This is a genomic window from uncultured Campylobacter sp., assembly GCF_938041645.1.
In the GTDB taxonomy this organism is placed as follows: Bacteria; Campylobacterota; Campylobacteria; order Campylobacterales; family Campylobacteraceae; genus Campylobacter_B.
Genome location: NZ_CALIST010000008.1, coordinates 1 through 26,270 on the forward strand (window position 1 = coordinate 1; position 26,270 = coordinate 26,270).

The 26,270-nt window shown below is 50.1% G+C and carries 22 protein-coding genes; 15 read left to right on the plus strand and 7 right to left on the minus strand.

The annotated features are described in order from the left end of the window. From Q0600_RS00660 to ispF, 4 genes are all read right to left on the minus strand, one after another. The coding region (locus Q0600_RS00660) for a phosphatidylglycerophosphatase A (protein ID WP_298755690.1) at positions 1-500 on the minus strand (500 nt) is incomplete at its 3' end. A 718-nt stretch (positions 501-1,218) separates the two neighbouring features. Beyond that, positions 1,219-3,114, minus strand: coding sequence for a hypothetical protein (locus tag Q0600_RS00665; RefSeq protein ID WP_298755692.1), 1,896 nt, complete (start codon positions 3,112-3,114; stop codon positions 1,219-1,221). Beyond that, the gene (locus Q0600_RS00670; protein ID WP_298755694.1) at positions 3,092-3,955 is read right to left on the minus strand and encodes a response regulator; all 864 of its coding nucleotides are present in this window, start codon (positions 3,953-3,955) and stop codon (positions 3,092-3,094) included. The genes Q0600_RS00665 and Q0600_RS00670 overlap by 23 nt, the downstream gene beginning before the upstream one ends. Next, the gene (gene ispF / locus Q0600_RS00675) at positions 3,952-5,274 is read right to left on the minus strand and encodes a 2-C-methyl-D-erythritol 2,4-cyclodiphosphate synthase (protein ID WP_298755695.1); all 1,323 of its coding nucleotides are present in this window, start codon (positions 5,272-5,274) and stop codon (positions 3,952-3,954) included. The genes Q0600_RS00670 and ispF overlap by 4 nt, the downstream gene beginning before the upstream one ends. Positions 5,275-5,491: 217 nt before the next feature. Here ispF and thiC point away from each other — a divergent pair, with 217 nt between their 5' ends. The 11 genes from thiC to Q0600_RS00730 all read left to right on the plus strand — a co-directional run bounded on the left by thiC (position 5,492) and on the right by Q0600_RS00730 (position 19,001). Further along, a complete protein-coding gene (gene thiC / locus Q0600_RS00680) occupies positions 5,492-6,799 on the plus strand; it encodes a phosphomethylpyrimidine synthase ThiC (RefSeq protein WP_298755776.1) in 1,308 nt (435 codons plus the stop codon). Further along, on the plus strand, positions 6,796-7,890 hold the full coding sequence (locus Q0600_RS00685; protein ID WP_298755697.1) for an Mrp/NBP35 family ATP-binding protein: 1,095 nt from the start codon (positions 6,796-6,798) through the stop codon (positions 7,888-7,890). The genes thiC and Q0600_RS00685 overlap by 4 nt, the downstream gene beginning before the upstream one ends. An 896-nt stretch (positions 7,891-8,786) precedes the next feature. Next, complete coding sequence (locus Q0600_RS00690; protein WP_298755700.1) at positions 8,787-9,812, plus strand: hypothetical protein; 1,026 nt, start codon at positions 8,787-8,789, stop codon at positions 9,810-9,812. 27 nt (positions 9,813-9,839) lie between these two features. After that, positions 9,840-10,868, plus strand: coding sequence for a hypothetical protein (locus tag Q0600_RS00695; protein WP_298755702.1), 1,029 nt, complete (start codon positions 9,840-9,842; stop codon positions 10,866-10,868). A gap of 14 nt (positions 10,869-10,882) precedes the next feature. After that, entirely contained in the window at positions 10,883-12,079 is a 1,197-nt protein-coding gene (locus tag Q0600_RS00700; protein WP_298755705.1) for a tetrahydrodipicolinate N-succinyltransferase N-terminal domain-containing protein, read from the plus strand. A 362-nt stretch (positions 12,080-12,441) separates the two neighbouring features. After that, positions 12,442-12,822 carry a hypothetical protein gene (locus Q0600_RS00705; protein ID WP_298755707.1) on the plus strand — a complete coding sequence of 127 codons (381 nt, stop codon included), beginning with the start codon at positions 12,442-12,444 and terminating at the stop codon, positions 12,820-12,822. An 18-nt stretch (positions 12,823-12,840) separates the two neighbouring features. Next, a complete protein-coding gene (locus tag Q0600_RS00710) occupies positions 12,841-13,968 on the plus strand; it encodes a cation diffusion facilitator family transporter (RefSeq protein WP_298755712.1) in 1,128 nt (375 codons plus the stop codon). Positions 13,969-14,172: 204 nt separating this feature from the next. Further along, entirely contained in the window at positions 14,173-15,765 is a 1,593-nt protein-coding gene (locus Q0600_RS00715; protein ID WP_298755715.1) for an ABC-F family ATP-binding cassette domain-containing protein, read from the plus strand. Beyond that, the gene (gene thiS, locus Q0600_RS00720; RefSeq protein WP_298755718.1) at positions 15,758-15,961 is read left to right on the plus strand and encodes a sulfur carrier protein ThiS; all 204 of its coding nucleotides are present in this window, start codon (positions 15,758-15,760) and stop codon (positions 15,959-15,961) included. Before Q0600_RS00715 ends, thiS begins: the two co-directional genes overlap by 8 nt. 1,061 nt (positions 15,962-17,022) lie before the next feature. Further along, positions 17,023-17,817, plus strand: coding sequence for a sulfur carrier protein ThiS adenylyltransferase ThiF (gene thiF, locus Q0600_RS00725; protein ID WP_298755721.1), 795 nt, complete (start codon positions 17,023-17,025; stop codon positions 17,815-17,817). A gap of 422 nt (positions 17,818-18,239) precedes the next feature. Continuing rightward, positions 18,240-19,001: a thiazole synthase gene (locus Q0600_RS00730; RefSeq protein ID WP_298755724.1), complete on the plus strand. Its 762-nt coding sequence runs from the start codon at positions 18,240-18,242 to the stop codon at positions 18,999-19,001. 303 nt (positions 19,002-19,304) lie between these two features. Here Q0600_RS00730 and Q0600_RS00735 read toward each other — a convergent pair whose 3' ends face one another. Next, complete coding sequence (locus Q0600_RS00735; RefSeq protein WP_298755726.1) at positions 19,305-19,922, minus strand: tetratricopeptide repeat protein; 618 nt, start codon at positions 19,920-19,922, stop codon at positions 19,305-19,307. Between the two features lie 220 nt (positions 19,923-20,142). Between Q0600_RS00735 and thiH the strand changes: the two genes are divergently transcribed. The 4 genes from thiH to Q0600_RS00755 all read left to right on the plus strand — a co-directional run bounded on the left by thiH (position 20,143) and on the right by Q0600_RS00755 (position 24,293). Next, complete coding sequence (thiH, locus tag Q0600_RS00740; RefSeq protein WP_366517526.1) at positions 20,143-21,276, plus strand: 2-iminoacetate synthase ThiH; 1,134 nt, start codon at positions 20,143-20,145, stop codon at positions 21,274-21,276. Then, positions 21,269-21,883 (plus strand): hypothetical protein, encoded by a 615-nt coding sequence (locus tag Q0600_RS00745; protein WP_298755729.1) that lies wholly within the window; start codon positions 21,269-21,271, stop codon positions 21,881-21,883. The genes thiH and Q0600_RS00745 overlap by 8 nt, the downstream gene beginning before the upstream one ends. Continuing rightward, the gene (locus tag Q0600_RS00750; RefSeq protein WP_298755732.1) at positions 21,871-23,097 is read left to right on the plus strand and encodes a thiamine phosphate synthase; all 1,227 of its coding nucleotides are present in this window, start codon (positions 21,871-21,873) and stop codon (positions 23,095-23,097) included. Before Q0600_RS00745 ends, Q0600_RS00750 begins: the two co-directional genes overlap by 13 nt. Positions 23,098-23,276: 179 nt before the next feature. After that, positions 23,277-24,293: a hypothetical protein gene (locus tag Q0600_RS00755; protein WP_298755735.1), complete on the plus strand. Its 1,017-nt coding sequence runs from the start codon at positions 23,277-23,279 to the stop codon at positions 24,291-24,293. Positions 24,294-24,321: 28 nt separating this feature from the next. Here Q0600_RS00755 and Q0600_RS00760 read toward each other — a convergent pair whose 3' ends face one another. Both Q0600_RS00760 and Q0600_RS00765 read right to left on the minus strand, forming a co-directional pair. Beyond that, positions 24,322-25,179, minus strand: a complete 858-nt coding sequence (locus Q0600_RS00760) for a DUF3108 domain-containing protein (RefSeq protein WP_298755737.1) — start codon at positions 25,177-25,179, stop codon at positions 24,322-24,324. A 359-nt stretch (positions 25,180-25,538) separates the two neighbouring features. Further along, complete coding sequence (locus Q0600_RS00765) at positions 25,539-25,784, minus strand: helix-hairpin-helix domain-containing protein (RefSeq protein WP_298755740.1); 246 nt, start codon at positions 25,782-25,784, stop codon at positions 25,539-25,541. Positions 25,785-26,270 lie beyond the last annotated feature (486 nt).

Sequence of the window (26,270 nt, forward strand, 5' to 3'; positions counted from 1 at the left end):
AAGTTGGTGCGTATTGAAACGCGTGCTGGGCATGGCGCAGGTAAGCCTACGTCATCTAGCATCACGCCGAGCCCGCCTGGTACGTCGCGATCCACGCGCCCGATGATCGAGGGTTTGCGGATGTCGAAAGCCCTGAAAAACAGCAGCGCCAAAATTATCGCGACGATCGATATCCTGCTGCTCTCAAAGCCCGCGATCAGCTCCCGCAGCGGCAGCGAAAAGATCTCGCCCACGGGCGCGGTGACGCACATTGCGATCCACACCCCCACGACCTCGTCGATTACGATCTCGCTGTTATCGTGCGCGCTTACCCGCCTTTCGTAATCGCTTACGATCTTAAGCGAGACGAAAAAGACGAGGCCGGCGCACAAAAACAGCGTCACCTCGCCCGCCAGCATCAAGATTGCAAGCCCCACTATCCAGCCTGCGATGCTGCCCCAGGTGCCGGGCGCGGGCTTTAGCAACCCCGCGCCGAAAAATGTAACGAAAATTTTATCCATAATTGTCCTTTTAAATTTTGCTTTTTAAAATTTTACCGCTTATTTTAATTAGGGCATCTGCTCGCGTGCGAAAATTTTAAATTTCGTTCGTACATATAGAATTTAAATTTCGCCCGCCTACACGAAATCAGTTCTACTCGCCACGAATTTTGCTCACTAACGTAGGAATTTTAAAATTCTACTCATTTGCGTAAAAATTTTAAAATTTTGCTCGCTCCACGCGGAGTTTTCAAACCCGTCCGCAAACACACGGCATTTTGCGTGGGCGAGCAGTCGTTGCGCTGCATCTGAGTTTTGCGCTGTAACTCGCAGCAACTGCTTAATTTTAAAATTTTAGGTTCGCTTGTCGAAAACTTAAAATTTAGATTTGCCGTACTGCTTTACATATCTATCGCGCCTTAAAATTTTAAATCCGCTTCGCCGCAAAATTTTACTGCACCGTTATAAATTTGCTACGAAGCCAAGACTTTAAAATTTAAAGCTCGTTTTATCGTACCGCTGCTAATGCTCTAAAAATTTAGCTTCGTTGTACCGCAAAATTTTACGCCAAATCTGCGTCCGTCGCTCTTTATTCTACAAAATTCCGCGCAGTCCTTTCTTTCCGCACTATGAAATTTTACTTTACGTCTAGCCGCCGTAAATTCTAACGCCGCGAAATTTTACCCTCTGCCTAGCTTCTGCAAATTCCACGTCATTTTTTGCGTTGCGCCCTCAAACGCTACGTCTTTAGCGCGCTGGTTTGATACAGCTGCATCAGCTGCTCGTAAAACTCGCTTTCGCCGTGGCTCTGCAAGATCCCGCTGTTTGGAAAAAGCTCGTCGTAGAGCTTTTGTAGATCCGAAAATCGCGCGGGAAAGAGCTCGCTTAAAATCATCGCCGAGATCTCTTTACGCATAAAAATCGCAGGCGGCAAAATCCCCGCACGTAGCAATGCCTTGAGGTTTTGCGTGCGGTAATGCACGTGATGATGAGCGCCGTGAGGGCAGTTTTTCGTGCTTACGAGCACCTTGCACTTCTCGCAATAGACGTATTCGGGCATCAGCAAAATCTCGATTTCGCCGCGCTTTTGATACTCGTCCAGCACCGAATGCACGCCGCCTCCTTCAAAAAACAGTTCCATATTCGCGTGATTTTGCCCAAAAATTATTTTGTTTATACCTAAATTTTTTGCGATCGCGCACTGCAGGGCAGGCTTGCCGTCAAAAATCGCAAGCGAGCCCAGATCGATCATCATGGCGCGTTGCGCAACCAAAAAATTTTGCAGCAAATAGCTTAGCGTTTTTTTGCGTAGCTCGTAGGGCAGGGCATCCGCGCTGCTCGTGCCGGTTAAAAAAATCACCACGAAATCCGCCTTATCAATCATATGCCTAATCAGCCGCTCATGCACGCGGTGGATCGGATCGGCGCAGGTAAAAAACGCTGAAATTTTAGGCGCGGCAAGCGAGCTTGCGACTTTTTTTATACGCGCGATTTGCTCTGCAAGACCATTTTTTAGCAGCGTGATGCGCCCTTGCACTGCAGTTTGCTCTGCGTATGCGTTTTGAAATACTGAGCCTGCGATCTCGCTTGCGCTTGGGGCATAAACATCGCTAACGTCTATGCGCGCGACAAGCTCGCAAGAAGCGGGATTTTTGGTGAAATTTTCGGTGGAATTTGAGATAAAATTTCCCGCCGAATTTGCTACGGATTTTGCATCTGCGCTGCAAACGCGATTGAGTGCGGAATTTTCGGCAAAGCTCCGCGCGGAATTTACCGCAGAATTTTCGCTGGAGCTTTTCGCCAAATCCAAAGCGGCGTTTTTCGCAGATTTTACATCTGCGCTGCGAGTAAAAGTTTGATCATGGCTCGCAGTAAGGCTTTCTATATGGTCTAAGCCCTCGCTTGTGGCGTTTATAGCGCTTTGCGCACTTGCATTGCGCGCTAAATCTGCGCCGCTTTCTGCAAAATTCTGTTTATTTTGCGCCGCGGCAGAAACTCCATCCTGCAAGTTGCGCGATTCTTTAGCTAGCAAATACGCACCACTTTCACCGCTAAGCGAATTTTTGACGCGTTCGGCTATGCCGTCCTTGCTAAGATAAAGCTCTAAAATATCGCCCTTTTTTGCGTCCGCGCAGGAAAAAACGAAATTTATGCCGCATACGCTTAGCTTGCTTGGGCGCAGTAGCTCGCAGCTCTTGCCGAAAGCGCCGTTTGCGAGCAGGCTCAGGACATTTAGGTCGGAGCGCGAGATCACTATCTTGCGGATTTGCGTTGCGCTATTATTTGCGCCTTTGCTCTCGCTTCCGGCTTGCTCTGCTTTTAAATTTCTTGCCGCGCTCTTAGCTCGCGCCTCGTCTTTTCTGGCATTGCTCGTCTTTGACATTTTTAAATTCCGCATCGTTTTTAAATCACGCTTTGCTTTTGAGTTCTGTGATGCTTTTAAATTTTGCTTTGCCTTTAAATTTAGCGCCGCATCGCTCGAAGCTTTTGTGACGTTTAGAGCTTTTGTGCCGCTTAAAATTCCTTCGTTTTCAAGCGGTTTTGTATCGTACAAATTGCCGGTATCACTCGAAATTCCCATCTCGTCTGCGATCCGTACCGGATGCGCGCGGCTATTTTTTTCTTGCGATGCCATATTTTTTCCTTTTCTCCCAAAGCGATTTTCGCGAAATCCCTAAGGCGGCTGCCAGATCGGAGTCGAAATACTCGTCTTGGTGCGCTACGATCGTAAGCTTTACGTATTCTTCGATGCTTAAAATTTCACTGCGTTCTTTGCTGTTGCCGAGCGTAATTTCGTCGCTAAAGCCCTTTTGTGCGCTGATGGACCCGGCGATTAGGCGCATGGATTTGGTTTTGCTTATAAATTTTTCCTTCTGCGCGCCACTTAGGCTGTCGAAATCTGGTGCGTAAAAAATCTCCGCGCCGCGTTCTAGCAGCTCAGGGCTTTGCGAGGATAGAATTTTAAGGCGCGATTTTAGCGCGAGTGCGATCTTAAATACCGCCGCAGCCCGTGCTGCCGCATCGCCGCGCAAAAGAAGCGGAAATTTTATCTGCGCTAAACGCGCGGGCGGTATTTCGCACGAAAGGGAGGCCTCTTTAAGCAGTGCTTCGTAGGCTTCGTTTTGCGATTTTAGCGAGCGAAACTGCGCGTAATGCTCAATCTTTTTGATGAGCTCCTCTATCATAAAGGGCTTTTGGATATAGTCCGTCGCGCCCGCTTTTACGGGGTTTAGCACCGTTTCGCTATCGACGTAGGCGACCATCAAAATTATGATCGAGCGCCTAAATTTCTCGATCAGCGGATAAAAGCTCGCGCCGCTCCAGCTCGTAGAAAGCAGTACCGCCCCAAACTCCTCCGCAAGAGCTGCCGCGGCCGCCAAGCTCGCTGCGTTAGTGCATTCATGCCCCAGCGCGCCCAGCTTGTTTGCGATACTTTGAGCAAGGTAGCTTTCGCTCTCGATTATTAAAATTTTCATACGTCCTGCGCCTTTGCTGCGTGCTTTTGCCAGTCGTAAAATTTCAAATTTACCGCAGCCTGCGCAGCGATGCCCTCGCTTCTGCCCGTAAATCCCAGCCCTTCGGTCGTGGTCGCTTTGACATTGACGCGCGCGCAGTTCAAAATTTCGCTCAAAACCTCTTGCATCTGCGCTTTGTAGGCTCCGATCTTCGGGCGCTGCGCGATGATCGTAATATCGGCATTTACGAGCTCGTAGCCGTAGTCTCTGACGCGCCGCATTACATTTCGTAACAGCTCCTTGCTATCCGCGCCTTTAAATTTGGCGTCGCTATCGGGGAAAAGCTCGCCGATATCGCCCAGCATCGCCGCACCGCAAATAGCGTCGATTAGGGCGTGGATCGCTACGTCGCCGTCGCTGTGCGCGATCAGTGCGAACTCGCATGGAATTTGCACGCCGCCAAGCACGATGCCCGCGCCTTTTTCAAGCGCATGCACGTCATAACCCGTACCGCAGAATATATCGCGCGAGCAGGGTTTTAAATTTAGCGCCGCCAGATCGCTTACGCGCGTGATCTTAAGCGCGCCCGCTTCGCCTTTTATAAATTCCAACCGCCCGCCCGCGCTGCCGATCGCCGCGCTGTCGTCGGTAAAAATTTCGCTTCCTTCAAGCGCCTTTTTAAGTAGCGCCGTGCGCGAAAGCTGCGGCGTTTGGATGAGGCGCAACTCCTCCCTCTTCACCACGGCCTCGCCGAGATAGGTCGTGTCGTTTACGCCAAGATAGGGGCTGATACAGTCCGCACCGCCTAAATTTCGTATCAGCGAGGAGATCAGCCCTGGCGAAATTTGCGCACGCGCCACGTCGCTTACGAGCACGAGCTCGCTCTCTACGAGCTTTAGCGCGTTTTTTAGCGAGCTTTGGCGATTTGCACCGCCTGGGACGAAGTGAAATTTTAAATTTGCAGAGCCGCATTCATCTGCGCCGCATCCGATTTGAGGTTTAAAATTTTCCGCGCCCCGCGGCTTGCTTGCGTCGTTTAGATCATCTGCGCCGCATTCGATCCCGCCCTGCTTTCTTTGAAATTTATACTCGCTCGTGTCGCACCCTGCGCTTTTGCCGCGCGCCGAGGCCAAGCTGCACGCATAGAGGCGCTCGCAATAGCTCACGTCCTCCTCGTTTACGGCGATTATGATCTTTTTAAATGGGTGTGCCCGCGCAATGCTCTGCGCGACGTATTGCCAAAGCGGCAGCTCGCCCACGCGCAGCCATTGCTTTTTGACGCGCAGCTCAAACCTGCTCGAATCGCCCGCGGCGAGCAAAATCAGCGATATATCTTTCAAATTTTATCCTTGAAATTTTGTTACGAAATTATACGTATTAAAAATGAAAGCAAAATTAATCGCGGCTTGCGGGCTAAAATATCTTAATCTTAGGCGTAAATTTACGCGGCGCGGAGGTAAAATTTCATCCTGCGTTACGAAAATAAACGGCAAAAGAAAAGTAAGGATTAATGAAATTTGTTATATTATACGCGCATTTTTAAGAAGCGAGGCAAAAATGACCGAAAGCTGCGTATCGCAGATCTATTTTGCAAAAAAGGGCGAGCTGACGCCGCAGATGAGAGAGGTCGCGCAAAGCGAGCGTATGGACGTGCGGGCCTTGTGCGATCTGATCGCGCAAGGAAGAGCGATCATCCCCGCAAACGTTAATCACAAAAGCTTAAAACCCATCGGCATCGGACACGCTCTTCGGTGCAAGATCAATGCAAACATCGGCTCTTCAGGCACGACGAGCGATATTGAGGGCGAGCTGGAAAAGCTCGAGGTCTGCTTAAAGTACGGCGCCGATACGGTGATGGATCTAAGCACGGGCGGCGATTTGGACGAGATCCGCGCCGCTATAATCGAGCGCTCGCCCGTACCCATAGGCACGGTGCCGATCTATCAGATGATCCATGAGCTGGGCGATATTAAAAATTTAAAAACGAGCGCTATTCTTAGCACGATCGAGAAGCAAGCGCGGCAGGGAGTGGATTATTTCACGATCCACGCAGGCTTTAAGCTCGAGTTTATGCCGCTGCTCTCCCGTCGCAAAATGGGTATCGTAAGCAGGGGCGGCTCGCTGATAGCGTCGTGGATGATGAAATTTCATAAGCAAAACCCCTTCTACGAAGCGTTTGATGAAATTTGCGATATTTGCGCCGCTTATGACGTAGCGCTATCTCTGGGCGACGGCTTGCGCCCGGGCTGTTTATACGACGCGACCGATAGGGCGCAGCTTAGCGAGCTTGAAATTTTAGGCGAGCTAGCCCTGCGCGCGAATGAAAAAAACGTGCAGGTGATGATCGAGGGGCCGGGGCACATCCCGTTTAACGAGATCGAGCTTAATATACAGCTGGAGCGCAAGCTCTGCCGCGACGCGCCGTTTTACGTGCTGGGGCCGCTTCCGACCGACATCGGCGCGGGCTACGATCATATCAGTAGCGCTATCGGCGGGACGATGGCTGCGTATTGCGGCGCCAGCATGCTCTGCTATGTAACGCCGAAGGAGCATCTGGGGCTTCCTAATGCAAAAGACGTCAGGAAGGGCATCATCGCGCACAAAATCGCCGCTCACGCCGCAGACGTCGCGCTAGGCAAAGCAGGCGCGATAGAGCGTGATCACGAGATGAGCGATGCGAGGTATAATTTTGATTGGAACAGGCAGTTTGAGCTTAGCTTCGATCCTGCGCATGCGCGCGAGCTGCACGACGAGAGCCTGGGCGATGAAATTTACAAAGGCGCGGAGTTTTGCTCGATGTGCGGACCGAAATTTTGCGCATATAAAATCAGTAGAAATTTAACCGAAAATAAGGAGAAGGAATGAGTAAAGACGAAGTCTTAAATTTGCTTAAAAGCGTGATCTATCCGGGCTTTTCTAAAAGCATCGTGGATTTTGGATTTGTAAAAGAGGTCGAGATCGGCGATAGAATTTTCGTAGGGATCGAAATCCCCAGCGCCAAGCCTGAAATTGCCGCGGAGCTTAGATCGGCGACGCAAAAGGCGCTAGGGGCGGACGCCGAAATTTTAATCAAACAGCCTAAGATCGCCGAGGAAAAGAGCAACTCTCGCAGCGGCAAAAATATCGCGCCGCAGATCAAGCATTTCGTGATGATCAGCAGCGGCAAGGGCGGCGTAGGCAAGAGCACGACGACGCTAAATTTAGCCATCAGCACGGCAAAGCTCGGCAAGAGAGTAGGGATTTTAGATGCCGATATATACGGGCCGAATTTGCCGCGAATGCTGGGCGAAGATAAGACGCAAGCAAGTGTCGTGGGGCAGAAACTAAAGCCGATCTTAAGCCACGGCGTGGAGATGATGAGCATGGGCGTGCTGATGGAGGAGGGCGCGAGCCTTATCTGGCGTGGCTCTATGATAATGAAAGCGATCGAGCAGCTGCTAAAAGACGTGGCGTGGAGCGATCTGGACGTGCTGTTTTTGGATATGCCTCCGGGTACGGGCGATGCGCAGCTTACGCTCGCTCAGAGCGTGCCGGTGACGGCGGGCGTGTGCGTTACGACGCCGCAGACGGTCGCACTGGACGACAGCGCCCGCGGGCTTGATATGTTCGAAAAGCTCCACATCCCGATTGCAGGTCTTATCGAGAATATGAGCGGCTTCATCTGCCCCGATAACGGCAAAGAGTACGACATCTTCGGTCGCGGCGGCGCGCAAAAGCTGGCACAGCGATACAATACCGAAGTAATCGGCGAGATTCCGATCGAGATCGCTATCCGCGAGGGCGGCGACAGCGGTAAGCCGGTAAGCTTCTATGCGCCAGATTCTTTGAGCGCAAAGCGCTACGAGCAGGCCGCGCGCAAGCTGTGGGAAAAGATCGAGAAGATCGATCGCGAGGAGCTGGCGGACAACTCCGCAATCCAGCCGGTGATGGACGGCAAGAGCGCCTGCTCGAATTAGGGCTTTGGCGGGCACAGCGTCAAATTTCGCGTGGAATTTCTCTTGAATTTTGCAGATTGAAATTCAACGCGGAATTTCATAATTTGGAATTTTACGTCGAATTTCGCTGCAAATTTTATAATGCTCGTAAAATTTCGGTATGCAATCCGTCATAGAATTTTGCCCGTAAATTTAGCGGTCAAAATTCTATGCGGGTTTCGCGGCTCGAAATTCTGAGCCGAATTTTGTAGCTCGAAATTCCTGGCAAAAATTCCGTCGCGAAATTTTGAAGTGATTTTATGGCGCCAGTAAAATTTTTGTGTATAGAATTTCGTGCAGAGGTTGTAGCATTAAATTTTAAAGCTTGAAATTTCGAGCTACAATTTTACCCAATCTCCGTTGCGTGAGGGTTCAGATAAAATTCTAAGCGTGAAATTTTGCGGTGGAAGTTAAATTCCAAACGCGCAATTCAACGAGGTAAAATTTGCCGTAGAATTCCGCCTTGGAGTTTTAAATGTAAAATTTTAAGCATAAAGCTTTGCCGCGGAATTTCAAAATGCAAAATTTATCGCTAAAACTTTGTTCTAAAATTTTAAGATGGGGCTTTAGCGATGAATTTCTGGCTTGAAATTTTATCGCGTCTAGCTTTTTAGCGGTAGCCACAGCATTGCGCTAGTTTAAAATTTTTATTTTGCCGGGTTTCATGGCAGTGGAGCTTATCTGCGAAAGCCTCTGAGAAGCTTATTTAGAGTGGAATTTTATCCGTATCGGTCGCGGCAAGGAAATTTCTCGTGCATCTGAAATTTAAGCAGCTGGAATTTCATTCGTATAGGCAGGAAGCTAAAGCGGCAAAATCCCTAAGCCTAGGCTTTTAGGTTTAGGGATTTTACTTTTATACGAAATAAGAAAGGTCGGTAATGAGATTTTTGATTATTTTGGTGCTTGCATTTGCGGCGTTCGCGCAAGAGAGCAATATGCAAAAATGGGCGAAAGAGATTACTGCGGATGCGCAGATCCCGCAGGATAAGTTTTTGGCGTTTTATCTGAATAAAGATGAGCCTAAGAAAGTGGTTTTCTCTGAAAATGTCGATCGCATCAGCGTCAATTACGAAGGAAATTCCTTTCATGAAATCCCGTCTCCAAATCTTATGGCGTATTGGGTCGGCGAGTTTAATTTCGACGCAGATGTCGAAAAGATGGTGCTAGGAGATTACGGCTGGTCCACGCTGGTAATCGCTGTGGACGGCACGGACGTGCTGGGTGGGACATCTAGCAATCAAAAGCGCCCGCTTACGTATAAATTTAGCAAGGGCAAGCACAAGATCGAAGCGTGGTTTTTAAATGACGCGCATTCCAGCGAGCTTTTCGTAGATTTTAAAGATGTAGAGCCCTTTTATCGTCAAAAAGACGCCGTAGCCAAGATCCCTGCGGATAAGGACTATGACCTGTGGCTGGGCGCGATCTACGAAAGCGCGCAGATGAATAATCGCGTCAAGCTAAATTTAGCCAAATCCGATAAGCCCATCGTGCTACTGCTTAGCTCATATCGCGCCGTGGAGTGGGAGATCTCAAATCCTCAAAATAACGAAATTCTAGCCGTGTTAATTTACAATCCCATTAGTAGCGTCCGTGGCGTAAGCGGTGCGCTTTACGTCGAGGACTACAGATACACGGAGGCTGCGGATGGGCTTAAATGCGAGTGCATCTCCGGTAATGTCTTTCACTGCGACGGCAGCGAGATTTATGATATGAACGGGCGCGTAAACGGGATATTTGGCAGAGGCCTGGGGGCATTTGCCGGCAAGCACGCCGTAAATTCCTTAGACCTACCGGGGCTTGTTATTACTCCAAAAATTTTAGACGAAAGCAAAGCTCGCCTACTCTCGGTAGAAGCGGACCGCAAGAAATGCGAAAGCACGCCGATGGATGATGTGTTTAGGTAGGATGGAATTTAAAATTTGGAGGAAAAAATGAAAATTTTAAGAGTATTTTTACTGGCTTTTTGCGTATTTCTTGCTTGTGCAAACGCTAACGACACACAAAAATGGGCGAATGAGATCACGGCGGGCAAGCAGATTCCGGCGGATAAGTTTTTGGCTTTTTACTTAAATAAAGACGATCCGAAAACCGTCGTTTTTTCGGAAACGGTCGAAAATATAAATTTAAATTTCGCTTATGATAAGTTCCACAAGATACCTTCTGAAAAATTTATTGCCTACTGGGTCGGGAATTTCGACTTCAAGCAGGATGTGCAACAGATGATTTTGGCGGATTTTAGTTGGGCGAATTTACGTATTGCGATAGACGGCGAGCAGATATACGACTCCGAAAATGCTAGAAACAAAGCCGTCGTACATAAATTTAGTAAAGGGCGCCACAAGATCGAGGTTTGGTTCGCCAACAATTGGCATACCACTAGCCTTTTGGTGGATTTTAAGGATGAGCCAAATTTTTATAAACAAAGCGAGGTAGCTGCTAAGCTAAAAGGTCAAAATTTCGATATATGGCTAGCTGCCATTTACGAAAGTGATGCGAATGATAATAAAGTAGTCGTCGCGCTAGAAAAATCGAAAAAGCCGCTTGTAGTGATGCTAAGTTCATATCGTGCCGTACGCTGGGAGGTGTCAAATCCGCATAATAATAAAATTCTAGCCGTACTCGTTTTTAATCCGATAAGCAGTATAAATTTGAAAGAAAACGTTTATTTGGTGAATCGTGTATACGATGATAATACCAAAATAAGATGCGATTGTGTTGGCGGCGGATCGGACTTTCACTGCGATGGCGGAGATATAAGTAGCAAAAACGAGCTCATTAAAAAAGATTTTGGACAAAATTTAAGCGGTTTTAGCGGCTCTCACGACGCGATTATGATAAATTTGCCGAGTACTTTGGTGGATGAAAGTGTGTTTGCCAAGGACGCCGAGCTCAAAAAACAAATCGAAATCGATCGTGAAAAGTGCCTAAAAGGCGGTAAAATAAACGATATTTTTAATTAATTTTAGGAGTAAGAATGTCTAAAGAATTTAAAACGATAGAGGAGTTGAATGAGCTTATACAGGGCGTGCGAGCAGCCAAGGGTTATCGCGATCCGATCATGTGGGCGGTCGGGCGCGTATTTAAGGGGTGCGCGGAGGGGCACAAAAGCCTAAGCGTAAATTACGCGCACGTAAATTTTAAAGATGGGCTAACAAGCGCAGCAGTGCTAATTCACGCGCTGCAAAGCTGCGACGCACAAGCGGATTTTAGCGGTAGTGAGTGTATTTTGACGCTGACGCATAAAGCCCTAAAAAAGGCGATCGAGGCTTTAAAATTTCTGCAGCCAGACGCCAAAGAGGGCGCGCACAAAAATCTGCAGGTGCTGCTTGCGGTTAAAGAGGCGATGAAATCGGACGGGCACGCGAGCTTTTGCGCTAGTTTTATCTTTGAGGATGCCGCGCCAAAAAGCGTCGAGAGCGTCTATCTTAAGCTTTATGCGCTTTCGCTAAATCTCTGCGAGCCGCGCACGCTCAATCTAGACGGCGCATTTAGCGTGCTTCCGAACGTCGCATGGGACGAAAACGCCCGCCCGATCGAGCTTTGGTGGCTGCGTGAAAACGAAATCTCTTTAAAAATGCAAGGCCGCTATCCACGCATCATCAGCGTCGATAAATTTCCGCGCTACCTAAGCCACGTCGTGCCGCCGCAAAATGTACGGATTTTAGATGACGCGAAGGTGCGTTTGGGTGCGCATATCGCCGCGGGTACGACCGTGATGCCGGGTGCTGCGTATGTAAATTTCAACGCAGGTACGACCGGCGGCGTTATGATCGAGGGGCGTGTCAGCAGCTCGGTCGTCGTGGGCGAGGGCAGCGACATAGGCGGCGGCGCGTCGATTTTGGGCGTGCTAAGCGGCACCAACGGCAATGCTGTGAGCATCGGCAAGCACTGCTTGCTGGGCGCAAACTCCGTAACGGGCATTCCGCTAGGCGACCGCTGCATCGTGGATGCCGGCATCGCGGTACTTGAGGGCACGAAGGTTTTCATCGCGCAAAAGGATCGCGAGGCGCTAGCGGCGCTAAATCCAGGCTTTGCGTTCGATCGTGAAATTTATAAAGGGCTTGAGCTTGCCGGGCTTAGCGGACTGCACTTCCGACAAAACAGCCAAAGCGGGCAGATTACGGCAAGCATTAGCAAGCGTGCGATCAAGCTCAACGCGGAACTGCATTAAATTTATAAATTTAAACGGCGGGCGCGGATTAGCTGGAGCTTTTCAAAGCTGCGTTAAATATATAATTTAAACGGCGAGCTTGAAAAAGATACGGACGATCTCGCCGCACGCCGCTTTGAGCGAGCGCATGTGATCCGTCGCAAAAATTTCCGCTCATAGAATTTCACGCGGAATTTAAAGAATTTTTGCCGCGATTTAGAAAATTTCTAGCGGTGATTTATGGAATTTACGCCGCTATTTTAACGTAAGTAATTTTGGCGGCTCGCGGATTTGCGCCGCGCAAATAGGTCTTTAAATTTCAAAAATAGATTGAATTTAAAATTTGAATATGATAGATTTCAAATAAAAATAAGGAGATGAAAATGAAAAAATTTATACTCGCCCTGTTTGGCGTGTTTATCTGCAGCGCAGCGCTTGCGGGAGATGCCGAGCGCTGCAAGGCTTTGGCGGACGCTGTAAATGGGCGCAGTCACCCAGAGACTGAAGATATAAAGTTGGGCGCGGCTACGTGCGAAGGCGATAAATTTATAGTTTCCATGACCCTAAAAAACATAATTTGGGATAAAGTAGATCCTAAAATAAAGCAAAATTTTGAGAGAGTTTTGCGCGCCGATAGGCAAAAGGACGTTTGCGCGACGATGAAAGCGGGCGGCCTAAAACGCATAGGCGTGCGACAATTTCTGCAAAGTGGCGAAAAAATCGCCGATCTGACCTACACGCGCAGCGATTGCGGCTTAGAGTAAAATTTCAAAGGAGAGATAATGGAAGTGCCTCAAGCGGCGTATAGCAGGGATAAAATCATCATTCGCACCGGTGTGATCGGTATCATTTCAAATGTAATTTTAGCGGCATTTAAGGGTGTCGTGGGGCTGATCTCAGGCTCGATCGCGATCGTGCTTGATGCCGTAAATAACCTAAGCGACGCGCTTTCATCAGTCATTACGATCGTGGGCGTGCATCTTGCTAGCAAGCAGCCCGATCGCGCACACCCCTTCGGACACGGCAGGATCGAGTATCTAAGCGCGATCGTAATCGCCATCATCATCCTCTACACCGGCGGCGTCTCGCTCGTCGAATCGATCAAAAAGATCATTCATCCGCAAGCGGCGAATTATAATACGGTTTCGCTCGTCATCATCGCCGTAGCCGTCGCGGCGAAATTTAGCCTAGGGCTTTATACGCAAAAGACGGGCGAGCGCGTAAACTCCGACTCGCTCATCGCAAGCGGCGTGGACGCCAAATACGATGCGCTCGTATCGCTAGCCACCCTCGTAGCGGCTTTTATTTCGCTTATTTTTGGGCTGAGCTTAGAAGCGTATCTGGGCGCGATAATTTCGGCGCTTCTGATCAAAACGGCGTATGAAATTCTGCGCGATACGATCAGCAAGCTTTTGGGCTCGCGTCCGAGCTTGGAGCTTACGAATGAAATTTACGACGTCGTGCGCGGCTTTGAGGGCGTCATCGGCGCATACGATCTGATGTTTCATGACTACGGGCCCGATAAAATGGTAGGTTCGGTGCATATCGAGGTCGCGAGTGACACGACCGCGGCGCAGATCGACGCTCTTACGCGCCGCATCCAAAACGCCGTTTTTGCGAAATTTAATATCATCCTAGACACCGTAGGAATTTACGCGTTTAACAGAAACGATCCGCGCGCCGCCGAGATCTACGAGCATATCAAGCAGATGGCGTTTTCGCATGAGTTCGTCTCGCAGATACATGGATTTTATCTCGACGAGGAAAAGCGCTCGATCAGCTTCGACGTTATCGTCGATTTCGCAGCGCCCGATATGGAGGCGACGTTTCGCGCGGTTTGCAAGCAGGTGCGCGCCGCGTATCCGAACTACACGCTCATCATCACTCGCGATAGCGATTACAGCGGCTAAAATTTAAATTGCTCTAGCGGTTTAAATTTAATCGCGCCCGCCCGCCTTCGGCGAAATTTCAGAATTTTAAGCTACAATAGGAGAAATTTATCGCAGCTCCGCGCGGCGCAAAAGCCGCAATAAACCGCGAAATGAAATTTGCGCGCAAAACCTGACAGAAGCCCGCGCTCAAGGCAATGCAAATAGAAATTTAAAAGGAAAAATATGGTTGAAATCAAAGATCTTACGATGCGCTTTGGCAAACAGATACTTTTTGAAAACGTAAATTTAAGCCTCGATAAGGGCAGACGCTACGGACTCATCGGCGCAAACGGCGCGGGTAAATCGACGCTACTTAAAATTTTAAGCGGGCAGATCGAAGCAAGCAGCGGCGAAATTTTGATCGAAAGCGGGCTTAAAATCGGTGTTTTGGGGCAGGATCAATTCGCCTTTGAAAGTTTCAGCGTCAAAGACGCCGTACTCTACGGCAACAAGCGCCTTTATGACGCCGTGCGCGAAAAGACGCAGCTTTACGAAGCGGGCGAGTTTAACGACGAGATAAACGAGCGTCTCGGCGAGCTTGAGATGATCTGTGCGGAGGAGGATCCCGCCTACGAGTACGAAACGCGGATCGAGAAAATTTTAAGTTCGCTGGGGATTAGCGACTTCGATAAAAAGATGAGCGAGATCGAGACGAGCGATAAATTTAAGGTTCTTCTCGCGCAGGTGCTCTTCCCGCGCCCCGACGTGCTGTTTTTGGACGAGCCTACGAATAACCTCGATATCGACGCTATTTCGTGGCTTGAGTTTGAGCTAAATCGCCACACGGGCACGCTCGTAGTCATCAGCCACGACCGCCACTTCTTAAACCGCGTCTGCACGGACATCCTCGACGTAGATTTTAGGCGGGTGCGCGAATTTAGCGGCAATTACGACGACTGGTTTATCGCGTCCAATCTCACCCTCAAACAGGCGCAGTTTGAGCGCGAGAAAAAGCTCAAAGAGAAGGCGGAGCTTGAAAAATTTATCGCTCGTTTCAGCGCCAACGCGAGCAAGGCAAAGCAGGCCACGAGCCGCCAAAAACAGCTCGACAAACTAGGTGTTAGCGAGCTTGCGACCTCTTCGCGCAGAGAACCTAGCATTTTATTTAAGCCCGCGCGCGAGATCGGCAATGAAATTTTGGAACTAAGCGGCGTGGATATGAGCTTCGGCGAGATTGAAATTCTGAAAAATTTTAACCTCAAGCTCGCTCACGGCGATAAGATCGGCATCATCGGTCGAAACGGCGTGGGCAAAAGCACGCTTTGCAAGATCATCATGGGCGAGCTCGCACCTCTTAGCGGTAAGGTTCACATGGGCGCCACGATCGAGCCCGGGTACTTCGCGCAGGATACGAATAATAAAATTTCAGGCGAGCTTAAGCTCTACGAATATCTACAAAGCCCGCAGAATAGGGATCTGGATGAAATTCGCAAATGCCTTGGACGTATGCTTTTTAGCGGCGCGGAGCAGGAGAAAAGCGTGGGCAGCCTAAGCGGCGGCGAGAAACATCGCGTGATGCTAAGCAAGCTAATGCTGCAACGCCCGAACCTGCTGGTGCTCGATGAGCCCAACAACCACCTTGATCTTGAAGCGATTATCGCGCTTGGCGAAGCGCTGTATAATTTCGCGGGATGTGCGATCTGCGTGAGCCACGACCGCGAGCTTATCGACGCGTTTGCAAATAGAATTTTACACCTCAAAGGAGGCGGTGAGATCATAGATTTTAGGGGTACTTACGAGGAGTATCGCGAGAGCTTGGGAGCGAGCGATGATTGAGATCTACGTAAACGGCGAGCGGCTGCAGCTGGCGCAGGATATGAGCGTGAGCGAGTTTTTGCGCCAGCGCGGACACGATCTGCGCCTAGTAGCGCTCGAGCGCGACGGCGAAATTTTAAAAAAAGAGGCGTGGGGGCGCACGCAGATCTCAAGCGGCAAAAAATATGAGATCGTAGAATTCGTAGGCGGCGGCTGAGTTCGGAGCTTTGGGTTATGTTAAAATTGCGGTGACCGAGGTTTAAATCCGCGTGGAAGTTGCTAAATTTAATCGGTACGGTAACACAGCGGCCGGGGCTTAAAATTTGCACGCGCGTCGTTAAAATTTTAGCGGTATGGCAGAGCGGAGACATAGCGCGTTTGGGTTTTTAAATTTATGAGAAAGCCGCGGTAGCCTGGCGCCTGCGGCGAGATTTTAAATTTTGAATGCGAGCTAGGCCGCGGCGGCAGGACGCAGGAGTTTTAAAATTCGCTCCGCGGCGATAGAGTTTAAATTTTATTTCGGCGGCGGAACGTTAATTTGCGTCGCCAGCTGCGGCGACTGGGTGTGGAGCTGTAAACTGCGTCGGCGCCGTAGGCTTGAGCGCGGGGCTTTAAAATTTAATTTCGTCGCGCTAGGGAACGGCACCCGACGCGCAAATTTTACCCGCGAGCGCGCTAAATTAGCTCGTAAACACGGTATGTGCCGCGTGATCTATTTATATTAAACATAAAATTCCGCGTTCGGCGGCACGCCGCAGTGCGTAAAATTAACGGATCGATTCGGAGATCTATCGATATGCCGCGTTACAATACTGCGACGTAAAAAGGAGCGGGAATGCGACTCTGTTGCGCGGCGCACGGTAAAAAAGCGGCTTGCGCCGATTAAATTTGGGCGGCGCGATAAATTTAAAAAGCTTAAGGCCGGTCAAAACAAAGCGCACGATACGGCGTCAAAATTTTATCGATTGGGCTCGCTTCGGGTTTACGCGCGATTGATCGTAGCTTTTCGCTAGTCGCAAGACAAAGCGCACTTGCGTTAAGCTCAAGTGCGGGTGCGTTGGCTAATTGAGCTCAATCATGGCGGCGGGCTGAGCTTCGGTCATCAAGACCGCGCAAATTTGTCTTAAGTATAAATCGCCATGGTGCGAAGCGAGCAATTGCGCGCTACAGCTCGTAGAATCGTTAAAATTTTCGGCTTTGCGTGACGCAAAAAAGGCACAGGGTCGAAGCTCGCGCGGCGAGGCTCGGGCGCGCAAAAAGATAAAATTTAGGATCAAAATGCAGATAAAATTAAACGGCAAAGCTTACGAAACGGGCGCGAGCGATCTTGAGGGGCTGAAGTGCGAGGTTAAATTTAGCGGCGAGATCGTCGTAATAAACGGCTATGCGAGCACGCAAAACTGCGAGCTTAAGGCGGGCGACGAGCTCTTTTTGCTCGCGCACGGTGCGGAGCTGGCACCGCAGGAGCTTCGCGAGCTGATGCTTGCTCGCAACGCTCCTTCCGTAAATGAGGCGCTGCAAGGCTCGCGCGTGGCGATCTGCGGGCTCGGCGGGCTCGGCTCCAACGTCGCGATCCTGCTTGCGCGCGCGGGCGTTGGCGAGCTCTTTTTGATCGACTTCGACGTTGTCGAGCCGACCAACCTAAACCGCCAGCAGTACGAGATCGGCGATCTTTACAAGCCCAAAACGACCGCTCTGCGCGAAAAAATCGCGCGCATAAACCCGTTCGTGCGCGTGCGAACCTTAAACGAGCGACTTACCGCGCAAAACGTAGCCGAAATTTTAAAAAACGAGCGTATAATTTGCGAGTGCTTCGACGACGCGGCGGCGAAAGCGATGATTTTCGATGCGCTCGGCGGAACGGATCGCTTTTTGATCTGCGCTAGCGGTATGGCTGGCAGCGGCGACGCCAACGAGATCCGCACGACGCGGCTCGGCAAAAACGTCTTCGTCTGCGGCGACCGCAAAAGCGCCGCAGCTCAGGGCGTGGGGCTGCTCGCTCCGCGCGTAGCGATCTGTGCCGCACATCAGGCAAACGTCGCGCTTAGGCTGATTTTGGGCGAGGAGGGCTAGGCCCGGCCGCTCATCGCGCGCCTGCATTTCTAAATTTACGCGCCTTTGTGTATTGTTGCTAAATTTAAGCCTCGCGTGATTATTTTTGAGAAGCAGCGAGCGTTTCGGCGGCATACGGCGCGTTTTAAAAACGATGTGAAATTTACCGCGCACCGCGTAAATTTAAACGCAGCGTATAAATTTAAAGCCGTTGCTCCGCCGCAAAATTTTAAACAGCGCTTTGAAATTTTGCGCTGTCTGTCTGCGACATAAAATTTGACGGAAAATTTTAGGTTTCGATGCGGTCCGTGCGGCACGTAAAAATAGCAATAGAAGCAAGGTGTACAATCTGTGCCGCAATTTCGCTGTGTATAATCACCGTGCGCTGATATGCGCCATTTGCGCCGCGCATAAAAACGATAATTTAAACTAAAGAGGATAGAATGGACGATAAACTGATCTTAGGCGGCAGGGAGTTTAGCTCGCGCCTGATAATGGGCTCTGGCAAGTTCGATCACGCGATGATCGACGCCTGCGTACGGCACGCGGGCTGCGAGATCGTCACGCTTGCGCTGCGCCGCGTGAACGAAAGCAAGAGCCGCAATATCTTGGATTTCATCCCCCGCGGCGTCACGCTGCTGCCGAACACCAGCGGCGCACGAAATGCCGCCGAGGCGCTGCGGATCGCACGGCTCGCGCGCGAGCTTGGCTGCGGCGACTTCGTAAAGATCGAGATCATAGGCGATAGCAAATACCTTCTGCCCGATAACGCCGAGACGATCAAGGCCTGCGAAGCCCTAGCGCGCGAGGGTTTCGTGCCGCTTGCCTACATGCACGCCGATCTGTGCGTAGCTCGCGATCTGGTAAACGCAGGGGCTGCCGCCGTGATGCCTCTGGCCGCGCCGATCGGCTCCAATCGCGGGCTGATGATGCGCGGGATGATCGAAATTTTGCTTGGCGAAATCGACGTGCCGATCATCGTAGATGCGGGGCTCGGCGCGCCTAGCGAGGCCTGCGAGGCGATGCAGATGGGCTGCGCTGCGGTGATGGTAAATACGGCAATCGCCACGAGCGGGGATTTGGCGCTGATGGCGCGGGCATTTGCGCTCGGCGTGCAGGCGGGGCGCGATGCCTATCTGGCGGGGCTCGGCGCCGTTTGCAAAACGGCCTGCGCAAGCTCGCCGCTAACGGGATTTTTGCGCTAGCGGTTAAAATTTTAAGCGCGCTTGGTTACGCGAGCCGCGTTTTTTGCGCCGAATTTGCATTTCTTGGGTTTGTATAGATACATATCGCGCAAGGTTTTGCGCCATGTGAGTTAAATCTCAGCACACTTTGTTAAGCCCTATGCCGAACGATATAAATTCCGCATTTCGCTAGGCATCTTAAAGTGTAGTGGCGAAAAGTATAATTTGGCAGCGGTGTAGCGCGCAGCAGGCTCGGCGATCAAATTTTAAAATTTAATCGGGCTGAAAGCAGCCCGATCGAGAGAAACCCGATTGATCGGCGGGCTATTTTAGCATGTCGTATTTATCGCAGTATTCTCGTAAAGAGTCTTTATCGTAGCCGAATAACCCTGGGTGTTTTTTGCCCATTTCGCAGGCCTTTTGATAGTATTGTGTCGCCCTTGCTCTGTCGCCACCTGCTTCAAGAACTGAAGCAAAATTCCCGCACGCCATCCAACTTCCCGCATCGCAGGCTCTTCTGGCATATCCCATAGCCCGCGTCATATCCATTTTAATCCCTTTACCATTTGCATACATATAACCTAAATTGTTGCAGCCGTCTGCATATCCGCCGTCGCAAGCTTTATCGAATAGTTCGATAGCCTTTTTATAATCTTTTTTCACCCCTTTGCCACCATGATACATTGCTCCCAAATCCGAGCAGGCTACATAATCGTTTCCGTCGCAAGCCTTTTTAAAGTAGTAAAGTGCTTTTTTATAATCCCTATCGGATGCGTTTCCCCCGAACAAGGTCGGATTTTTATAAAGAGCGCCGGCGTAACTGCAAGCCTCAAAATCACCTGCTTCGCAATTTTGCTCAAATTGTTTAACTTGCTCTTTGCTAAAAGTTATGCCAAAAGCCAAAGAGCCCAATAGGGCTAAACCTAAGATGATTTTTTTCATTACTTCTCCTTAAAATTTTACGAAAGTATATTCTTTCATCTTTTAAAAATCACTAAAATTTAAAATGCGAATAGACACCCCTCATTTTGCAATTTTTTACCTAAATCCTGCTAAAATGCGCTTCTAAACCAAACGAAAAGAAACTTTGCGGCGCCTAAATTTACACGCAAAAGCGTGCCGCGTGGAATTTAAATGAAAATTTAAAAGGAAAATTTTAAAGATGATGGGAACCGGCTATCTAGCGGGCATGGAGGATATCGGAAGCGAGATGATGGAGCGTACGCTCGCTCTGCGCGAGGGCTTTTGCAAGGAGGCGAGCGAGGCTGACGTGCAAAGGGCGATCGGCGCGAAAAATAGAAGTCTGCGCGATTTTGCGGCGTTACTAAGCGTGCGCGCGGGCGAGCATTTGGAGCAGATCGCGCAAGCTGCAGCGCGCGAAAAAGCAGCGCATTTTGGCAGCAACATCGCCGTTTTCACGCCGATTTACATCTCAAACTACTGCGACAATCTGTGCGTTTACTGCGGCTTTAACTGCAAAAACAAAATCGCGCGCGCAAGGCTCGATGAGACGCAGCTAAAGGCGGAGTTTGAGGCGATCGCGGCAAGCGGGCTAGAAGAAATTTTAATCCTCACGGGCGAGAGCGAGAAAAACAGCCCCGTACGCTACATCGGGCGCGCCTGCGAGCTCGCTCGGCAGTATTTTAAGGTAATCGGCGTCGAAATTTATCCGATAAATTCCGTCGATTACGCCTATTTGCACGCTTGCGGCGTCGATTTTGTGACCGTTTTTCAAGAAACCTACGATCCCGCGCGCTACGCGCAGCTGCATCTTGCGGGTAACAAGCGCGTTTTTGCGTATCGCTTCGCAGCCCAAGAGCGCGCGATTAGAGGCGGTATGCGCGGCGTGGGCTTTGCGGCGCTTTTGGGGCTTGGGGACTTCCGCCGCGATGCTTTTGCGACGGGCGTGCACGCGTGGCTGCTTCAGCGCAAGTACCCGCGCGCCGAGATTGCTTTTTCGGTGCCGCGCCTGCGCCCGATTATCAACAACGACAAAATAAACCCGAAAGACGTCGGCGAGCGCGAGCTGCTGCAGGTGATGTGCGCGTATCGGCTGCTGCTGCCAAGTGCGCAAATCACGATCTCCACGCGCGAGAGGGCGGGCTTCCGCGACAATGCGATCAGGATCGCGGCAAGTAAAATTTCGGCGGGCGTAAGCGTGGGTATCGGCGGGCACAGCGAGCAGAGGGGCGACGAGCAGTTTGAGATCAGCGACGCGCGCAGCGTAAGCGAGGTCTGCGAGGCGATCCGCGGCGGCGGGCTGCAGCCGCTAATGAGCGAGTATATCTATGTGTGAGGCGCGAAATTTTGCCGCGTGCGTGGATGAAATTTACGGCGTTAGACGCGAGATTTGCAGCGTCGGGCTCGAGGGCGGATTTAGTGCCGCCCAGCGCAGAAGTAAAATTTGTAGCGTAAAATACGACGCCGAATTTTGCAGTGCCGCGCACGGCGATAAAATTTATGGCGCTATGGCAGATGATAAAATTTTCGATGTCGTGTCAGCTCGCGCGGGAAATTTTGAGTTACAAAATGCGTGCGTAAATTTAAGACCTAGGAACACATACGCGGATTTAAAATTTAAGGGCAGTGCAGATTCCGAGCCCGCGGGCGACTTAAATTCTAAATTTAAAAACGGCGCGAGCTTCGGGTTCTTATGCGGCGGCAACGCGAGGTCGCTAAAATCAAACGACCGGGCGAACGCTTTGAGCTCCGGCGGCGCGATGGAAATTTCAGCCATTGTCTCGGCGGGCGAAATTTTGAAATATGGCGTGACGGCGGGGATTTCGGCGCTCGCCCTAGCAAGTAAAATTTTAATCCCTAGCATCGCAGGCAAAATTTTAAATTTGAGTGCGGCGCCACGCACGGATGTTGAGTTTAAAGGAGCGGGTGCATGCAGGATTTAGAGCTTGCTTCGCGCATTACGATCATCACAAATCGCGCGTTCTGCGGCGGTGAGGCGGCGCTGCTTACGCGCATAGCGGATTTTGCCGCGGCGGGTGTAAGCGAGATCGTCGTGCGCGAAAAGGATTTAGACGAAGCGACCTATGCAGCGCTGTTTGGTAAAATTTTACGCGCCTGCGAGAGTGGGTTTTGCGCGGATACAGCCTGTGCGGACGGGATTTTTGCAGATGAAGCTCGTGCCGCTAAATTTAGCGAAACCCGGGCTTTTGCGGACGGATTGAACGCGAGCGCGGCCTACGCGGATAAAATTTCGCTCTACGAGCGCGACGCAGACGAAGTTTCTCCAGAAAAGCTCCATTTGGGCGGTGGCAAGAGCGGGCTTTGCGCGGATACGGCCCGCAAGCACGCTGCTACGGATGAGATTTGGCCTAAAAATTCCGCTTGCGTTTTAGATGAAATTTTATCTGAAAATTTTACCGGCGCTGCAAATCGCGCGAATGATAGCGCGCCTGGCGAAATTTCACTTCGCGGCGCCATATGCGAAACGAAACTAGCGGCAGAAGGCGTACGGAGCGCAGAAAATGCGGAAAGTATGCGGAGTACGCAAAGTGCAGAAAATACGAATGATGTGCATAGTGTAAAAAACGCGGGGAGCTCACAGAGCGCGCAGTATACAGAAAGCTCGGAAAGTATAGAGGGCGTAGAAAATTCACAGAGCGTGAAAGAGGCGGAAAACTTGGAGAATGTGAAGAGTGCGCAGAATGTAGAGAGTGCAAGGCGCCTGCCCACGCTATTCGTGCATAATTTCGCGGATTTTGCGCTGCGGGCGGGCGAGAGAAATTTATGGCTGCCGCTTGGTGTTTTGCGGAGCTTCAGCTCGGCGCACGGCGCGGAGTTTTTGCGCGCAAATTTCAAAAAACTGGTCGCTTCCTGCCACAGCGAGGCGGAGGCGCACGAGGCGCTGGAGCTGGGTGCCGGCGCAATCTGTCTGAGCCACATCTTCGCGACTGATTGCAAGGCGGGGCTAGCGCCGAGGGGGCTAAATTTGATCCGCGCCGTGCGGGAGTTTTTCGCGGGCGAAATCTATGCGCTGGGCGGCATAACGCCGCGCAATTTCACCTCCGTCTTGCGCGCGGGAGCCGATAGGATCGCCGTTATGAGCTCGGCGATGGCGGCGCGGGACGCGAGCGATTTCATAAGAAAATTTAAGAAATAAATTGATCCAAAAATGCGGTTTGTTTCCGTTGTCGCGCCCTTGCTGCCGTCATTGCGCTGCATGCGGCGCGACGCAAAACACATTTTAAATAAAATCAAAAACGCGCGAAATGAACGCGATTTATTGCGATTTAAGCCCGAAGGTATAAAATATGAGCGATTTAAGCTTAAGGATATTTTTTGGATAAAGTGCGGTTTGAGGAATCTAAAAAGCCTCTAAATGAACGACATCGGACTTTCAAGCAAAAGCTTCGAAAAGGCGCTAGCGCTGACATCTTTGACGATGCGGATTTAAGCGATGCAACGGATCGCAGATCATTAAATTTAAACGATGCAAATTTGAGTAGCAAAAACTTTAAAAATACGAATTTTGATCAAACAGATCCCAAACCGCAACCCGATCATCTTTGCGGCGCAAATTTCCGAGATAGAAATTTAAACGACATGAATTTAAACTCAAAAGATGAGATAAAATTTCAAAATTTAAACCCGGGTGGTATTTCATCGCGGGGCGCTAAAACTCGTGATTACGACAAAGAGCCGTTGGTCATCAAAGACTATATGCCGATCGTAAATATTATAGCTATAGTAGCGTTGCTTTGTTTTGCTATGTTTATAAATTTAGTGTCCAACATCCCTTATGATAGAAAAGTTGCGAATATCCTGCTCACCGCACCTTTGGTTGCTAGGGCTCTTAAGGGTTTTTCACAGCATTACGGAAGAAAATTTATATTTTTAAACTCAAGCATAAAATGTATAAAATCAGGCGAGCAGCTCGTAATGAAATTTGATGATATTTTATATTTTAAAAAGACTTTCGCTCTTGTTTATGAAAGTGAAACACGAAAATACACGGAAACGGAAAGAATTATAGGAAAAACCTGCCTCGCCATATACGTACTCGCTTATATTTATGGTGCGATATTTGATGATTCTATGATAGTTTTCATAATGTTATTTTGCTGCATGGGAGCGATTATCTTTCTTTTTATACCGCAAATGATTTTTCATCTGTTTAAGGGCGGATTATTTTCATGTAGGTTTGTCGATGCTTTAATTATAGACGCGCTTTACAATAAATTTTTTATATTTATACCCACTAATAAAGAATATAACGAGCTTAAAAAATATATGGAACTAAAATTTAATAAAGACCTGGACGCGCCAAATTATCTTTTAAGAGTTAAAAATTTTTAACTCAGGTATTTTTCGAATTTACGAAGTCTCATTCCACAAGCCGCGCGCGGATGTCGCCGAAGAGCAGCACGTCCTTCAAAACGGCGCGATCGGCGTAACCGCGCTCGTTTAGGCTCAGGTGCAGCTCGCCTCGGCTGCTCGAAAATATCGGCTGGTTGATGAAAACCACGTAGATCGCCGCAGCCTGCTTATCTGCGCCTGCGCCGCGCCCTTTAAAATTTACGTCCGTTGTGCCGGTTTTCGTGTCTGCTCCGCTAGAGCTTGCGCTTGCCGCTGCGCCGGAGTTTGTATCCGCATCGCTAGGCGGCGCGACGCCAAGCTCGCTCGCGATATTTGCGGCGGCGCTTCCGCGCGGTATTTGAATGTCGATCCTTCCGTCGGCGCCTTTTGCGCCCGCGGCTCGGACGAAAAATTTATCGCCCGAGTGCGGGATTTTAGAGAAATTGAAAAACAAACTCAGCAGGTCGTTCGTCGCGAAGTAGGGCAAAATTTCATCGCTTACGAGCTGTAGCTCGCCGCCCGTGCCTTTGAACTTTTGAAATTTTATCGTTTTGCGCGCGTAGTCGAAGGCGTAAGTTTTGCGCTCGTTTTTCGTCGTTTTGCCCTTTTTGCGCGAGACCTCATGGACGTAGAGATCGGGCATCAAAAGCCCCGCCACGACACGCCCCTTTGAGCGGAAGCTCTCGCGCCTTTGTCCGCTCAGGCTGCCCGCGACGCCCTGCGCAACGGCGTCCATTACGATCTCGTAGCGATCGCTCTGCCGCACGAGCCGCGTATTTGCGCTGCCGACTGCGCCGAAAACGCCGAACGAAATCTCATATTTCGCGCTGATCGTCTCGCCCAAAAGCGCGCTCGCGCATAAAATCAAAAGAGTAAAAAATTTCATTTTAACCGTCCTTCCGCTTTGCGGCCCCCCCATCATAAGGCGCCCGTTAAATTTACCCCCTTCACGCCGTCCGTAAAACTCGTGCAGGAATCTGCGCCGCGTTTGTAAAATTTACCATAAAAAGCAAAACTCGCGCCACCTATTTCATTTTCTCCATAGCGTGATTATTAAATATCAGCCGCCACCGCTCGCCGTCGTGAAAGGCTGCGCCGTGTGCGCCTAAAAAACACCGACTGTCGCCGCTTTTATATTTGCAACGCATATACGGCTCGGCGCGCGCTTGCCAGAAATCGGAGCCGCGTCGGTTGCTTGCAAATTCGATCAAATTTAAACGACCTGCGCGGGTCAAATTTGTAAATTTAGTCCTTCCAAAGCCACCATTTCAGCTTGGCTTTATCAGGACGGGGCGTGCTGGCGTAGTGGCTGGCCTCGGTAAACGTAGAGGATACATCTGCCGCGCCCGAGCGCCTTTGCGCGTTCAAACATCTGCTCGGATCCGCGCCATTTAGAGAAGCGATGTCAGTGTAGCCCAGCGCCAGCAGATCGGCCTCTGTCGCCTCGCCGACATAGGGGATTTTCTTAAAATCGCTTGCGCCTTTACTCAAATTTTACTCCAATCTTTATTTAGATTTCGCTCGACTCGCCATTTGGATAAAATTTTAAAACCCCTTGAGAGTGCGGAATTTTAAAATTTCACTCGTGCGAGGCAAGTTTTAAAATTTTATCCACGCGGCGCGAAAAATTTTTAAAATTTTACCTCGCCGCCGGGTCGCCGCTGCGCTTATGCGCGCCTCTTTTTAGTGCTAAAGCGCCCGCCGCCGCGCTCATTGTCGGAAATTTTATCCGCGAGCTAGCAGGGGGCTTCGGCGCGGTAAAGCTTAAACGTTTTTAATCCCAAAAGGAGTAAATTGATGCTTCCGCCTCGCGACAAATGCAAAAATCTGATACGTTTGTTTCAAACTCCAACGGATTTTGTAAAAAGATGACGACGGCGCTTCGACGTCATCCGAGCCGCCTTTGTGCGCATTTTAATTAAAATTTCTTGCGCGCGAAAATTCCGCTTAAAACGAGCTTGCGTCAAATTTTATGCA

What these genes read in the sequence shown, in the direction of transcription:
- Q0600_RS00665 (WP_298755692.1), bottom strand. Translation starts at nt 3,114, where the DNA reads ATGGCATCGCAAGAAAAAAATAGCCGCGCGCATCCGGTACGGATCGCA.
- Q0600_RS00670 (WP_298755694.1), bottom strand. Translation starts at nt 3,955, where the DNA reads ATGAAAATTTTAATAATCGAGAGCGAAAGCTACCTTGCTCAAAGTATC.
- thiC (WP_298755776.1), top strand. Translation starts at nt 5,492, where the DNA reads ATGACCGAAAGCTGCGTATCGCAGATCTATTTTGCAAAAAAGGGCGAG.
- Q0600_RS00685 (WP_298755697.1), top strand. Translation starts at nt 6,796, where the DNA reads ATGAGTAAAGACGAAGTCTTAAATTTGCTTAAAAGCGTGATCTATCCG.
- Q0600_RS00690 (WP_298755700.1), top strand. Translation starts at nt 8,787, where the DNA reads ATGAGATTTTTGATTATTTTGGTGCTTGCATTTGCGGCGTTCGCGCAA.
- Q0600_RS00695 (WP_298755702.1), top strand. Translation starts at nt 9,840, where the DNA reads ATGAAAATTTTAAGAGTATTTTTACTGGCTTTTTGCGTATTTCTTGCT.
- Q0600_RS00700 (WP_298755705.1), top strand. Translation starts at nt 10,883, where the DNA reads ATGTCTAAAGAATTTAAAACGATAGAGGAGTTGAATGAGCTTATACAG.
- Q0600_RS00705 (WP_298755707.1), top strand. Translation starts at nt 12,442, where the DNA reads ATGAAAAAATTTATACTCGCCCTGTTTGGCGTGTTTATCTGCAGCGCA.
- Q0600_RS00710 (WP_298755712.1), top strand. Translation starts at nt 12,841, where the DNA reads ATGGAAGTGCCTCAAGCGGCGTATAGCAGGGATAAAATCATCATTCGC.
- Q0600_RS00715 (WP_298755715.1), top strand. Translation starts at nt 14,173, where the DNA reads ATGGTTGAAATCAAAGATCTTACGATGCGCTTTGGCAAACAGATACTT.
- thiS (WP_298755718.1), top strand. Translation starts at nt 15,758, where the DNA reads ATGATTGAGATCTACGTAAACGGCGAGCGGCTGCAGCTGGCGCAGGAT.
- thiF (WP_298755721.1), top strand. Translation starts at nt 17,023, where the DNA reads ATGCAGATAAAATTAAACGGCAAAGCTTACGAAACGGGCGCGAGCGAT.
- Q0600_RS00730 (WP_298755724.1), top strand. Translation starts at nt 18,240, where the DNA reads ATGGACGATAAACTGATCTTAGGCGGCAGGGAGTTTAGCTCGCGCCTG.
- Q0600_RS00735 (WP_298755726.1), bottom strand. Translation starts at nt 19,922, where the DNA reads ATGAAAAAAATCATCTTAGGTTTAGCCCTATTGGGCTCTTTGGCTTTT.
- thiH (WP_366517526.1), top strand. Translation starts at nt 20,143, where the DNA reads ATGATGGGAACCGGCTATCTAGCGGGCATGGAGGATATCGGAAGCGAG.
- Q0600_RS00745 (WP_298755729.1), top strand. Translation starts at nt 21,269, where the DNA reads ATGTGTGAGGCGCGAAATTTTGCCGCGTGCGTGGATGAAATTTACGGC.
- Q0600_RS00750 (WP_298755732.1), top strand. Translation starts at nt 21,871, where the DNA reads ATGCAGGATTTAGAGCTTGCTTCGCGCATTACGATCATCACAAATCGC.
- Q0600_RS00760 (WP_298755737.1), bottom strand. Translation starts at nt 25,179, where the DNA reads ATGAAATTTTTTACTCTTTTGATTTTATGCGCGAGCGCGCTTTTGGGC.